The sequence below is a fragment of the Rhizobium aouanii genome (assembly GCF_037002925.1).
GTDB lineage: Bacteria > Pseudomonadota > Alphaproteobacteria > Rhizobiales > Rhizobiaceae > Rhizobium > Rhizobium aouanii.
Genome location: NZ_JBAMYD010000001.1, coordinates 362239 through 374598 on the forward strand (window position 1 = coordinate 362239; position 12360 = coordinate 374598).

General features: G+C 61.9%; 11 protein-coding genes. 3 read left to right on the forward strand and 8 right to left on the reverse strand.

The features are described 5' to 3' along the window. Positions 1–54: 54 nt before the first annotated feature. The 3 genes from V8P77_RS01750 to V8P77_RS01760 all read right to left on the reverse strand — a co-directional run bounded on the left by V8P77_RS01750 (position 55) and on the right by V8P77_RS01760 (position 3866). Positions 55–1197: an alpha-hydroxy acid oxidase gene (locus V8P77_RS01750; protein WP_335910366.1), complete on the reverse strand. Its 1143-nt coding sequence runs from the start codon at positions 1195–1197 to the stop codon at positions 55–57. Between the two features lie 123 nt (positions 1198–1320). Next, positions 1321–2631 carry a guanine deaminase gene (gene guaD, locus V8P77_RS01755; RefSeq protein WP_335910367.1) on the reverse strand — a complete coding sequence of 437 codons (1311 nt, stop codon included), beginning with the start codon at positions 2629–2631 and terminating at the stop codon, positions 1321–1323. Next, a complete protein-coding gene (locus V8P77_RS01760) occupies positions 2628–3866 on the reverse strand; it encodes a urate hydroxylase PuuD (protein WP_335910368.1) in 1239 nt (412 codons plus the stop codon). Before V8P77_RS01760 ends, guaD begins: the two co-directional genes overlap by 4 nt. Before the next feature lie 112 nt (positions 3867–3978). Between V8P77_RS01760 and V8P77_RS01765 the strand changes: the two genes are divergently transcribed. Further along, entirely contained in the window at positions 3979–4665 is a 687-nt protein-coding gene (locus V8P77_RS01765; protein WP_335910369.1) for a Type 1 glutamine amidotransferase-like domain-containing protein, read from the forward strand. A gap of 163 nt (positions 4666–4828) precedes the next feature. Continuing rightward, positions 4829–5161 (forward strand): hypothetical protein, encoded by a 333-nt coding sequence (locus tag V8P77_RS01770; protein ID WP_003541942.1) that lies wholly within the window; start codon positions 4829–4831, stop codon positions 5159–5161. Between the two features lie 87 nt (positions 5162–5248). On the opposite strand, the gene V8P77_RS01775 is transcribed toward V8P77_RS01770, so the two are convergent. Continuing rightward, on the reverse strand, positions 5249–6145 hold the full coding sequence (locus V8P77_RS01775; protein ID WP_020051190.1) for a LysR substrate-binding domain-containing protein: 897 nt from the start codon (positions 6143–6145) through the stop codon (positions 5249–5251). A gap of 101 nt (positions 6146–6246) precedes the next feature. Here V8P77_RS01775 and V8P77_RS01780 point away from each other — a divergent pair, with 101 nt between their 5' ends. Next, positions 6247–6438 (forward strand): hypothetical protein, encoded by a 192-nt coding sequence (locus V8P77_RS01780; protein ID WP_335910370.1) that lies wholly within the window; start codon positions 6247–6249, stop codon positions 6436–6438. On the opposite strand, the gene xdhC is transcribed toward V8P77_RS01780, so the two are convergent. The 4 genes from xdhC to V8P77_RS01800 form a co-directional block, all read right to left on the reverse strand. Next, positions 6414–7229, reverse strand: a complete 816-nt coding sequence (gene xdhC, locus V8P77_RS01785) for a xanthine dehydrogenase accessory protein XdhC (RefSeq protein WP_335910371.1) — start codon at positions 7227–7229, stop codon at positions 6414–6416. The genes V8P77_RS01780 and xdhC overlap by 25 nt on opposite strands. 302 nt (positions 7230–7531) lie before the next feature. Then, entirely contained in the window at positions 7532–9871 is a 2340-nt protein-coding gene (xdhB, locus tag V8P77_RS01790; protein ID WP_335910372.1) for a xanthine dehydrogenase molybdopterin binding subunit, read from the reverse strand. 214 nt (positions 9872–10085) lie between these two features. Then, complete coding sequence (gene xdhA / locus V8P77_RS01795) at positions 10086–11552, reverse strand: xanthine dehydrogenase small subunit (RefSeq protein WP_335910373.1); 1467 nt, start codon at positions 11550–11552, stop codon at positions 10086–10088. Between the two features lie 27 nt (positions 11553–11579). Further along, a complete protein-coding gene (locus tag V8P77_RS01800; protein WP_335910374.1) occupies positions 11580–12356 on the reverse strand; it encodes a 3-hydroxybutyrate dehydrogenase in 777 nt (258 codons plus the stop codon). Positions 12357–12360 lie beyond the last annotated feature (4 nt).

Below are 12360 nucleotides of genomic sequence, written 5' to 3' on the forward strand. Positions count from 1 at the left end.
GTCGATTGCATGATGGCTGGCTCGTGACTCTTCTAAGCTGGCTTCTCAAGCAGGTCACTGCCGCCCGTCGATGATCGACGAATTCACGTCGTTGATGTCGCGCTTGCCGCAGAGCGCCATGGTGATGTCCATCTCCTTGCGGATGATGCCGAGCGCCAGCGATACGCCTTCCTTGCCCATGGCGCCGAGGCCGTAGAGGAAGGGGCGGCCGATATAGGTGCCCTTGGCGCCGAGCGCCACGGCCTTCAGCACATCCTGGCCGGAGCGGATGCCGCCGTCGAGATGGACCTCGATACGGTCGCCGACGGCGTCGACGATCTTCGGCAGCATGCTGATCGAGGAGGGGGCGCCGTCAAGCTGACGCCCGCCATGATTGGAGACGACGATCGCATCGGCGCCGGTATCGGCGGCCGCCTTGGCATCCTCCGGATCGAGTATGCCCTTAATGATCAGCGGGCCGCCCCATTGTTCCTTGATCCAGGCGACATCCGCCCAGGACAGCCGGGGGTCGAACTGCTCGTGCGTCCATGCCGAGAGCGAGGCGATACTGGTGACATTTTTCGCATGGCCAACGATATTGCCGAAGTTGCGGCGCTTGGTCTGCAGCATATCCAGGCACCAGAAGGGCCGGGTCGCCATCTGCCAGACATGTTTCGGGGTGAATTTCGGCGGCGCCGACAGGCCGTTGCGCAGGTCCTTATGCCGTTGGCCGAGGATCTGCAGATCAGCGGTCAGCACCAGCGCCGAGCATCCGGCCGCCTTGGCGCGATTGATGAGGTTGAGGACGAAATCCTTGTCCCTCATCACGTAGAGTTGGAACCAGAAAGGGCGTGTCGTCGCTGACGCCACGTCCTCGATCGAGCAGATGCTCATCGTCGAAAGCGTGAAGGGAACGCCGAACTCCTCGGCAGCGCGTGCCGCCAGCATCTCGCCGTCGGCATGCTGCATACCCGTCAGGCCGGTTGGCGCCAGCGCCACCGGCATCGACACTTTCTGGCCGATCATCGTCGTTTCCAGCGTGCGGTTGGTCATGTCGACCATCACCCGCTGGCGCAGCTTGATCTGGCTGAAATCGCTCTCGTTCGCCGCGTAGGTCGATTCCGTCCAGGCGCCCGAATCTGCATAGTCGAAAAACATCTTCGGCACACGGCGCTGTGCGAGCTTTTTCAGGTCGGCGATGGTGAGCGGAGTGGCCATGAATTGAACCTTCACATCTGAATGCGGTCGTCGGCCATAACATGAATTTGGCAGGAGCGTTACGGGAAATTGGGGCCGCGCCGGGTGCCTTTCACTGTCCGAATTCGAGAGTAACAGGGCGTGTCATTGAAGCTCCTTCTTCAACGCAACGCCAGCCACATAGGTCTCGGCGATCGCCCGGTCGTCGCCCATCGTCTGCAGCAGGAAGAGTTCCTCGGGCAGCGTCTTCACCACTTCCATCTTCAGCGCCATGGCGGGCGTCGCCGTTGCATCGAGAACGACGAGATCGGCCTCGGTGCCGGTTTCCAGCGTGCCGATCCGGTCCGCCAGCGACAGGGCCTCGGCATTGCCGCGCGTCATCAGGTAATAGCTTTCCAGCGGGTTCAGCCGTTCGCCGAGCAACTGCTGGATCTTGTAGGCCTCGTCCATCGTCCGCAGCATCGAATAGCTGGAACCGCCGCCGATATCGGTCGCCACGCCGATACGGACCGGCTTCTCCCGCCGCGCCAGCGCCTTCAACGGAAACAGTCCGGAGCCGAGGAAGAGGTTCGAGGTCGGGCAGTGGACGGCGACGGCACCCGCCTCGCTCATGACGTCGGCCTCGCGCTCGGACAGGTGTATGCAATGGCCGAAGAGGCTCTTCGGCCCGAGCAGGCCGTAGCGGGCATAGATGTCGGTATAGTCGATCGCGTCGGGATAGAGTTCGCAGGTGAATCTGATTTCGTCGTGATTTTCCGAAAGATGCGTCTGGATGTGCAGATCGGGAAATTCGCGGGCAAGGACTGATGTCGCTTCCATCTGAGCCGGTGTCGAGGTGATGGCGAAGCGCGGGGTGATGGCAACGTGGTTGCGGCCCTTGCCATGCCAGTCCGCTATCACCTGGCGGGTCTCGTCATAGCCCATCTCGGGCGTGTCGAGCAGGCCCTGCGGAGCATTGCGGTCCATCATCACCTTGCCGCCGACCATGCGCATATTGCGTCTCATCGCCTCGGCGAAGAAGGCGTCGGCCGAGGTCTTGTGCACGGAGCAATAGGCAACCGCTGTCGTCGTGCCGTGGCGGATCAACTCGTCGTAGAAATGCGTGGCGATCCTTTCAGCATGTGCGCTTTCGACGAAACGGCATTCCTCGGGAAAGGTATAGGTATTCAGCCATTCGAGCAGGTTGGCGGCGTAGGAGGCGATCACCTGCATCTGCGGAAAATGCAGGTGCATATCGATGAAGCCCGGCATGATCAGATGCGGGCGGTGGTCAATCTCCGCCGTGTCCGCGGCTGCTTTTGCCTGGACGTCGGCATAGGGGCCGATAGCCGTGATCAGCCCATCTTCGACCAACAGGCCGCCATCCTCTTCGTAAAGATAGCTTTGGCTGTCGGCGAGGCTTAGCGGCGCGCGGTGAAAGGAAAGCAGGCGGCCGCGCAGGAGTGTCGTCGTCATTGTTTCTTGCCTTCGACTGCGCTCTCGAACCAGGCGACCAGCAGCTTGCGTTCGTCCGGCGTGATGTCGGTAATGTTGCCGGGCGGCATGGCATGGCTGCGGCCCGCCTGTATATAGATCTCGCGGGCATGGGCGGCGATTTCCGCGTCGTTTTCGAGCATCACGCCATTGGGTGGCCGCACGATACCCTCATAGACCGGCTCGGCCGCGTGGCACATGGAACAGCGCGTCGAGACCAGTTGCTTGACGGCGGGGAAATGCGGATCGCCGGCGAATTGCTGGAAGGCGGGCGCGACCGCTGCCGTATCCGTTTCGCCGGTCAGCAGCTTCGGCGCGGTCGAAAGCCACATGATCAGGATGAAAAGGATGACAGTGACGATCCAGGTCCAGGTCGGCCGGCCTTTCCTGGCATGCGTCGTGTTGAACCAGTGGCGGATGGTGACGCCCATCAGGAAGACCAGAGCCGCGATCACCCAGTTGAACTGCGTACCGAAAGACAGCGGATAATGGTTCGACAGCATGAAGAAGATGACGGGCAGCGTCAGGTAGTTATTGTGCAGCGAACGCTGCTTGGCGACCTGCCCATATTTAGGATCGGGAACCCGTCCGGCGATGAGGTCGGCGACGACGATCTTCTGGTTCGGAATGATGATCATGAAGACGTTGGCCGACATGATCGTCGCGGTGAAGGCGCCGAGATGCAGGAATGCGGCCCGGCCGGTGAAGAGCTGCGTATAGCCCCAGGCCATGAAGACGAGCACGACATAGAGCACCGCCATCAGTCCCCAGGTGTTCCGCCCAAGCGGCGACTTGCAGAGCAGATCGTAGACGACCCAGCCCAGCGTAAGCGACCCCAGCGAGATCAGGATCGCGACGGGCGGGCTGATATCCAGCACATGCCGGTCGATCAGGAAAAGGTCAGCGCCGCCGTAATAGACGATGCACAGCATCAGGAAGCCTGATATCCAGGTGAAATAGCTCTCATATTTGAACCAGGTCAGGTGCTCCGGCATCTGGGCGGGCGCCACCAGATATTTCTGGATATGATAGAAGCCGCCGCCATGGACCTGCCATTCCTCGCCATAGGCGCCGGGTGGCAGATGCGGGCGTTTCACCAGTCCGAGATCGAGCGCGATGAAATAGAAGGACGATCCGATCCAGGCGATCGCGGTAATGACATGGAACCAACGCGCCGCGAAGGCGAGCCATTCCCATGCTATGGCATATTCATACATCGAGTTCCCCTATCTTCCTCCGACTCGTGACATTGCGGAAATTTTGACGGGGAGGGAAGAGGAGATTGAAGGACACGCGCTCAATCGCTGACGCGGCCAAAGGAGCAATGGAATGATCACCGCACTCTACAGCGATCAGGTCATCGCCGAAAACGCGCCGATGGACCGGCGGCTTGCCGCGCTCGTCCTCGCGCGCGGTAACCGCATCGGCTATATCGCCTCCGGTCCGGAGCCGCAGCGGGAGTTTTTCAGCGAGAAACGGCGGTATTATCGCAGCTACGGGCTTTCTCTCGATCTCTTCGTCGATCTCGACGTGCTTTCCGGTGACGAAGAGATCGGCCGGCTGTTTTCGTGTAGCGCCATTCATCTCACCGGCGGCCACACCGGCGATTTTCTGAGACGGCTGCGCCAAAGCGGAATGCTGGAGAAGCTACGCGCATGGGCGCGTGATGACGGCATCGTCGTCGGAACCAGTGCCGGGGCGATTTTGATGACGCCGACAATCGCCGTCGACGCGCTCTTTTCCGCCAGTTCCCCCGATGCGGTGCGGGATAGCGCGGCTCTCGGTCTGGTACCCTTCGAGTTCTTTCCGCATCTGAACGATGATCCCGGCTATCCCTCCGCGCTGCTTCGCTATAGCGAGACGACGGTAACCCCTATTCTCGCATGCCGGGACGGCGAAGGTCTCATCCTCGGCAACGGGCTCGTTGAGATCTTCGGCGCTCCGCTGATGATTTCCGGCGGTTTTGCCGAAGCTGCCGATCGCGGCCGCATCGCCGATCTGCTGTCCCGTGCCTAAAAGCTGCCGAGAAGGCTGTGCATTATCTCTGCTTTATGCTCGATCTGCTAATTCAGCAGACCTTGAACTATGACGACTCGCTTACAGTTATTTTGCAGGCCGCCGGAATAAAATAAGAACCGTTAGATCATCGGCGGCGCATTCATCGACGGAGAAGATGCCCATGCGCAGCATTCTGACGTGTGTGATGATTGCGTATGCGTCGTTGGCGATGGCTCACGACGCACCCTCGGGGTGGAGTTATGACCCCTATTGTTGCAACGGCAACAGTCATAATGGCGATTGCCAAATGATCCCTTCGAAAAGCGTGGCGGTGACGCCAGGCGGATATCGTGTGACGCTGATGCCGGGTGACCACCGGCTGGTCACGCATGCTCATGTCTTCCTGCTGCCAATGACGAAGGCAATGCAATCCGGCGATAACGACTATCATCTCTGTCTGTTCCCGAACGAGGATACGCCGCGCTGTTTCTATGCGCCGGAAATGGGATTTTGAAGCCGAGCCAGAGGGCCGGACCCGGCTCACGAACCGGGTCCGGCATGTCGTTGTCCGAAAATGGCTGCACTTTTTAGGTGACATGCATCAATTTCCGGCTGCCTTCATCTCTTCGAGGATCCAGTTGCGGAAGGCCTTGATCTTGGGCACGTTGCGACGGTTTTCCGGGTAGACGAGCCAGTAGGCCTTGCCGTCGCTGCGGGTCAGTTCGAAGGGTTGATAGAGCCGGCCAAGCGCGATCTCGGCCGCATAGAAGGCAGGATGAAGGATGGCGACGCCATGCCCGGCGATCGCCGCATCGGCTTCCACCGCCTGAGAGCCGAGCTGGTTGCGCGGGCGCCGATCGAGATCCGTGTCTGTGACGCCGGCTGCCTCGAACCATTGTTTCCACCAGATGTCGCCGGCGTCGAAGATATCGAAGTTCAGGAGATCGCGCGGCTCCCTGATGCCACCTGCCGCCTCCGCCAGCTTCGGGCTCAGCATCGGCGTGAACTCCAGGCCCATCAGCCGGTGCAGCGCCAGCCCCGGCCAGTTGCCGTCGCCCCAGCGGATGCCGACATCGATCTGCTCGCGGGCGAAGTCGATGATGTCAGAGCTCGCCTGAAAGCGCACCGCGATCGCCGGATGTTTCAAGTGGAAGGAGCCAAGGCGCGGCGCCAGCCACTTCGAGGCGAAGGTATGGGTCGAACTGATGGCGAGCGTACCTTCGACGCTGTCGCGCGCCGTCGCCATCGCGTCGTGCAGCATGGCGAAAGCTTCGGTCACCTTCGGGGCCAGCCGCTCGCCGGTGTCTGTCAGTGCGATCTGGCGGGGACGGCGCAGGAAGAGCGGCTCGCCGACATTCTCCTCCAGCAGCTTGATCTGGTAGCTGACGGCCGTCTGCGTCATACCGAGTTCGTCGCCCGCCTTGGTGAAACTTCCGAGCCGGGCAGCGGCCTCGAAGACGCGCAACGCATTCAGCGGGAATTGTTTCGACAGCTTCATGGATAAGTTCTCTTTATGCAGGCAGACGGTCGTTCGATTGGAATTGCAGCATTTTTGCCGGCAAACTGCAACTCATACCATCAAACCATCGAGGTGATGTCATGGATTGCTATGCTATCGAACAGAGCCCGACGCAGCAGACAATCGGAATTTTCCGGCGCATCGGCGGCCGGCTGGCGCGGAGTTGGTGCATGCCCAGCCTCGATCTCGACACGATGCCCGATCGCGTCAAGCGCGATCTCGGTTTCCTCGATGGGCGCGATCCCTATTACGAGGACGAGCGCATGCGGTAGGCAGCGAGCGCCGTCAGGATCTCGGCGGCGGTCATGGCGGCGATCACCTCAGGGCGCTTGTCCCTGACCACGGCGCCGCCGATCGGCAGCGTCAGCCGCTCGAGCCAACCACGCTCTCCGCCGCCTTCGCGGGAAAGCCAGTTGGCGAAGGTGGCGCGCTTGGTCGCCGAGCCGATCATGCCGGTATAAGCGAGGTCGGTCCTTTCCAGCGCTTCGCGGGCAATAAGGAAATCCAGCGCGTGGTCGTGCGTCAGGATGACGATCGCGCCGCCGGCCGGAATATCCTTCACCAGTGCTTCGGGCATCGGCACGAGCCGCGTCTTCGTCTCGGGAGGCAGGTTGGCGAGTTCCTCCTGCCGCGTCTCGACGACCGTCACAGACAGCGGCAGCGGCGCAAGGGCCGTTGCCAGCGCCCGTCCGACATGGCCGGCACCGAAGAGATAGACCTCCGGCAGGCGCTCGATCTCACTGGTTAGCCTGGCCTCGATTTCTTCGGCAACCGCCTGCGTCACCCGGCGAAACCGTAATTGCGTGCGCCCACCGCAGCACTGGCCGATATCAGGCCCGAGCGGGATATCCATCTCCGCCACCCCGCCGGTTCCCGCCAACATGTCCCGCGCATTCGCGATCGCCATGAACTCGAACTGCCCGCCGCCGATCGTTCCCCACAATGCGGTTTGCGATACCAGCATGAAGGTGCCGGCTTCGCGTGGGGTCGAGCCCTGCGTGCTGGTGATGTCGACGAGGATACAGTCTGGGTGGGTGGCAAGGAAGGAGTTGAGGTCGGTCATGGGTGGATGGCCGACGGGTTCGCGGGTGTGTCACCCCCCTCTGTCCTGCCGGACATCTCCCCCACAAGGGGGGAGATCGGTATGAGGCGGCGGCTTCCCGGAACAGAGAAGTCGTAGCGTAGAGTCGGACTTTGGTGATGTAGCGGCAGGATAGCGAAGCGCAAAGCATTCCGTCTTGCTGATCTTCCCCCTTGTGGGGGAGATGTCCGGCAGGACAGAGGGGGGTATCGCTCACTCCAAGCTTTCTGCCCGTCCCGATCAACCGTCAGGGCCAACAAACCAGCCGGACGCGTTTCCATCTGCTACACCCGCTTCATCCGCTCGACCGCCATCAGCACCCGTTCCGGCGTCGCCGGGGCGTCGAGCCTCGGGCAGACCTTGTAGTTGGCCACACTTGCTACCGCCATCGACAAGGCTTCCAGCACCGAGATCGCCAGCATCAAGGGTGGCTCGCCGACGGCCTTGGAGCGGCCGATGGTGGCCTCAGTGTTCTCGGACCATTCGGCAAGGCGGACGTTGAAGATCTTCGGGCGGTCGGAGGCGAGCGGAATCTTATAGGTCGAGGGAGCATGGGTGCGCAGTCGGCCCTCGTCGTCCCACCAGAGCTCTTCCGTCGTCAGCCAGCCCAGTCCCTGCACGAAGGCGCCTTCGACCTGGCCCATGTCGATCGCCGGGTTGAGCGAGCGGCCGACATCGTGGAGGATGTCGGTGCGATCGATCAGATATTCGCCGGTCAGCGTGTCGATCGAAACCTCGGTGCAGGAGGCGCCGTAGGCGAAATAATAGAAGGGCGTGCCGCGGCCGGCCTTACGGTCCCAGTGGATCTTCGGCGTCTTATAGAAGCCGGCGGCGGAAAGCTGGACGCGGGCGAAATAGGCCTGCTTGATGAAATCGGGGAAGGAGATCTCGATCTCGCCGACGCGCACGCGGTTCGGCAGGAAGACGACGTCAGCGGGCCCAACCTCCCATTTCTCGGCGGCAAAGGCGACCAGCCGTTCCTTGATCTGACGGGCGGCGTCATAGGCGGCCATGCCGTTCAAGTCCGAGCCGGAGGAGGCGGCGGTGGCCGAGGTGTTCGGCACCTTGGCCGTCGTCGTCGCGGTGATCTTGACGCGGTCGATATCGACCTGGAAGCTGTCGGCCAGCACCTGCGCCACCTTGGTATAGAGGCCCTGGCCCATTTCGGTGCCGCCATGGTTCAGGTGGATCGAACCGTCCTGGTAGACGTGGACGAGGGCGCCTGCCTGGTTGAAGGCGGTCATGGTGAAAGAGATGCCGAATTTCACCGGCGTCAGCGCGATGCCCTTTCTTATGTAGCGGCTGTCGCGGTTGAAGGCGATGATGGCGTTGCGCCGCGCCCGGTATTCGGCCGTTTCCTCCAGTTCCTCGACGATGCGGGTGATGATGTTGTCCTCGACCTCCTGATGGTAGGGGGTGAGCGTACGCCCGGAGCCCGGCTGGCCGTAGAAATTCAGTTTGCGGACATCAAGCGGGTCCTTGCCGACGGCATAAGCGATCTCCTCGATGAAGCGTTCGGCGCCGAGCATGCCTTGCGGTCCGCCGAAGCCGCGAAAGGCGGTGTTGGAGACGGTGTGTGTCTTTAGCGGCTTAGAGGTCAGATGCACATGCGGATAGAAATAGCTGGAATCGGCATGGAAGAGGGCACGATCGGTCACCGGCCCTGAGAGGTCGGAGGAGAAGCCGCAGCGCGCCGCGTAAGTTGCGTCTACCGCGTGGATACGGCCTTCGGCGTCGAAGCCGAGCTCATAATCGACGAGGAAATCATGGCGCTTGCCGGTGGCGCTCATATCCTCGTCGCGGTCCGGACGGAATTTGATTGCGCGGCCGAGCTTCTTGGCGGCGATCGCCGCAAGTGCGGCGAACTGATTGCCCTGCGTTTCCTTGCCACCGAAGCCGCCGCCCATGCGGCGCACGTTGACGGTCACGGCGTTGGAAGGAATATCGAGCACGTGACCGACGATGTGCTGGATCTCGCTTGGATGCTGCGTCGAGGACCAGACGGTGACCTCGTCGTCCTCGCCGGGGATCGCCACGGCGATATGGCCTTCCAGGTAGAAATGCTCCTGTCCGCCGATGCGCATCTGACCTTTCAGACGCATGGCAGCATTCGTCATTTCCGTGTCCGGCTCGCCGCGATGCAGCGTCATCGGGGTGATGACGAGCGGGCTGCCATTAGCGAGCGCGCCGTCGATATCGCTCCAGTGCGGCAGGTCGCGATAGTCGATCTTTGCCAGCTGCGCGGCGCGGCGGGCGGCATCACGCGTCTCGGCGATGACGGCAAAGATCGGTTGGCCGTGGAACTGAACTAGAGTTTCGGCGAGAAGCGGCTCGTCATGGCTGCCGTTGGAGCTGACGTCGTTGACGCCGGGCACGTCCTTGCCGGTGAAAACCCAGACGACGCCGGGATGCGCGGCGACTGCGGAAAGGTCGATGCTGAGGATTTCGGCATGCGCCCGCTCGGAGAGGCCGAGGGCGCCATGCAGCAGACCTGCGGGCTCGGGAATATCGTCGATATAATCGGCGGTTCCGGTGACATGTTTATGCGCTGAATCATGCCGCAGCGAGCCGTGCATCGGGCCCGATATGATGACTTTGCGGTCTTCGAAGGTGGACTTGTCCATTAGCGGTGTCCTCTACGACCGGCACCGTTTTGACGGCGGCCCCTCATCCGGCTGCCGCCACCTTCTCCCCGCTTGCGGGGAGAAGGGACATGCCGCGCCATCTCCGTTCCTCGCCACCTCTCGCAGGGCACGTCCCCTCTCCCCGCAGGCGGGGAGAGGGTTAGGGTGAGGGGCGATGTGGTGACTGTGGGAGGCCAGTTAGCGAAACAAACCATCACGCTACCTCCTCGAACCGCTTCAACTCCGCCGGCGCGCCCACGGTCTCCAGATAGAACCGCGTCAACAGGTTCTTCGCCGTCAGCTGCCGGTATTCCGCCGTGGCGCGCCAGTCGGTCAGCGGCTGGTAGTCGGCGTCGAAGGCGGGGCGGGTTGCCTCGATCGTTGATTCCGTCCAGGGCTTGCCGATCAGTTCGGACTCCACCGTGCGGGCGCGTTTCGGCGTCGCAGCCATGCCGCCGAAGGCGATGCGGATGTCGGTAACCGTCTCGGCCTCATCGAGCGTCAAGAGGAAAGCGCCGAGCACGGCGGTGATGTCCTCGTCGCGGCGCTTCGTGACTTTGTAAGCGGCAAAGCGGCTGGTCTCTTCAGGATAGGGCACGAAGACGCTCTCGACGAATTCGCAGGGCTTTCGGTCCTGCTTGCCATAGGCGATGAAGAAATCCTCGAGCGGCATTCTGCGCTGGCCTTCCAGGGACCGCAGCGTCAGCGTCGCGCCGAGCGCGATCAGCGGCGGCGGGCTGTCGCCGATCGGCGAGCCGTTGGCGATGTTGCCGCCGATCGTGCCCATGTTGCGCACCTGCTCGCCGCCGATGCGATCGATCAGTCGCCCGAGCGCCGGGATTTTCTGAGAGATTGCTTCGAATGCCCTGCTGTAGCTGACGCCGGCGCCGATGGTGACGCCGTCTTCGTCTTCTCTGACAGACTGCAGTTCGCTCAAATGATTGATGAAGACCACCGGGCTCAGCCTGCGCATCTGCTTTGTCACCCATAGGCCGACATCCGTCGCGCCGGCGACGATGATCGCGTCAGGTTCCTGCGAGAGAACTTCGGCCAGTGCCTGGATCGAAGCCGGCACGATCAGCCGGTCTTCGCCATTCTCGATCCTGATCGTACCGCTCGCCTGCATTGCCCAAAGCCGCGAGACGATTTCAGAGCGCGTCCGTTCCAGCGGGTCGAAGAGCGCGCTCGGCCGCATCAGGCTCACCTGCTCGGCGGCCTTGACGATCGGCTCATAGCCCGTGCAGCGACAGAGATTGCCTTGCAGCGCCTTTTCGATTTCCTGGCGGCTCGGCTTTTCCTTGGCGAGCCAGAGACAGTAAAGCGACATGACGAAGCCCGGGGTGCAGAAGCCGCATTGCGAGCCATGACAATCGACGAGCGCCTGCTGCACCGGATGCAGCGCGCCATCTCTGCCGGCCAGATGCTCGACCGTCACCACGTGGCTGGCGTGCAGCGAGCCGATGAAGCGGATGCAGGCATTGACGGATTCATAGGTGAGCTTGCCATCGGCAAGCCGCCCGACGAGCACGGTGCAGGCGCCGCAATCGCCCTCGGCGCATCCTTCCTTGGTGCCGGTCAGGCGCCGCTTCAACCGCAGAAAATCAAGAAGCGTCTCGGTCGGCGCGACATCGGTAAGCTCAATGTCCTCGCCATTCAGGATGAAGCGAATGCTGTCGTTCATGATGTTCCCGGTTGTTTTTCCAAATGGTTAAGCCGCCGTCCAGCCCCCGTCAATCGAGATATGCGTTCCGGTCACCTGGCGGGCTGCGTCGCTGGCGAGGTAGAGCGACAGTGCGCCGATCTCCTCGGCCTTGACGAATTCATGCGTCGGCTGCGCCTTGAGGATGACTTCGCTCTTTACCTGATCCTCGGTCATGCCGCGGGCCTTGGCGGTGTCCGGGATCTGCTTCTCGACGAGCGGCGTCAGCACGTAGCCGGGGCAGATGGCGTTCACGGTCACGCCGAACTCGGCAAGCTCGAGTGCTGCCGTCTTGGTCAGGCCTAATATACCATGTTTTGCCGCGACATAGGCGGATTTGAAGGGGGAAGCGACAAGCCCGTGGGCGGAGGCGATGTTGATGATGCGGCCATGCTTCTTCGTCTTCATCAGGGGGATCGCGGCGCGCATCGTATGAAAGGAACTCGAAAGATTGATCGCGATGATCTGATCCCATTTCTCGATCGGGAAATCCTCGATCTTCTCGACGTGCTGGATGCCGGCATTGTTGACCAGGACATCGACGCCGCCGAAGGTCTTCGCTGTCGTTTCGATCAGGTCGGCGATCTCGGCCGGCTTCGTCATGTCGGCCGGATGATAGATCGCCCGGCCTTTGGACAATGATTCAAGTCGGTCAACGATCGCGTTGATTTCATCAGCCTTTCCGAAACCATTGATGACGACGTTGTCGCCCGTTTCGGCGAAGGCAGTGGCGATCGCAAGGCCGATGCCGCTGGTGGAACCGGTGACGACGACTGTTCTGCTCATGCTG

Bases quoted from the DNA above. Each gene is read 5' to 3' on its own strand.
- V8P77_RS01750 (WP_335910366.1), bottom strand. From the start codon at position 1,197: ATGGCCACTCCGCTCACCATCGCCGACCTGAAAAAGCTCGCACAGCGC.
- guaD (WP_335910367.1), bottom strand. From the start codon at position 2,631: ATGACGACGACACTCCTGCGCGGCCGCCTGCTTTCCTTTCACCGCGCG.
- V8P77_RS01760 (WP_335910368.1), bottom strand. From the start codon at position 3,866: ATGTATGAATATGCCATAGCATGGGAATGGCTCGCCTTCGCGGCGCGT.
- V8P77_RS01765 (WP_335910369.1), top strand. From the start codon at position 3,979: ATGATCACCGCACTCTACAGCGATCAGGTCATCGCCGAAAACGCGCCG.
- V8P77_RS01770 (WP_003541942.1), top strand. From the start codon at position 4,829: ATGCGCAGCATTCTGACGTGTGTGATGATTGCGTATGCGTCGTTGGCG.
- V8P77_RS01775 (WP_020051190.1), bottom strand. From the start codon at position 6,145: ATGAAGCTGTCGAAACAATTCCCGCTGAATGCGTTGCGCGTCTTCGAG.
- V8P77_RS01780 (WP_335910370.1), top strand. From the start codon at position 6,247: ATGGATTGCTATGCTATCGAACAGAGCCCGACGCAGCAGACAATCGGA.
- xdhC (WP_335910371.1), bottom strand. From the start codon at position 7,229: ATGACCGACCTCAACTCCTTCCTTGCCACCCACCCAGACTGTATCCTC.
- xdhB (WP_335910372.1), bottom strand. From the start codon at position 9,871: ATGGACAAGTCCACCTTCGAAGACCGCAAAGTCATCATATCGGGCCCG.
- xdhA (WP_335910373.1), bottom strand. From the start codon at position 11,552: ATGAACGACAGCATTCGCTTCATCCTGAATGGCGAGGACATTGAGCTT.
- V8P77_RS01800 (WP_335910374.1), bottom strand. From the start codon at position 12,356: ATGAGCAGAACAGTCGTCGTCACCGGTTCCACCAGCGGCATCGGCCTT.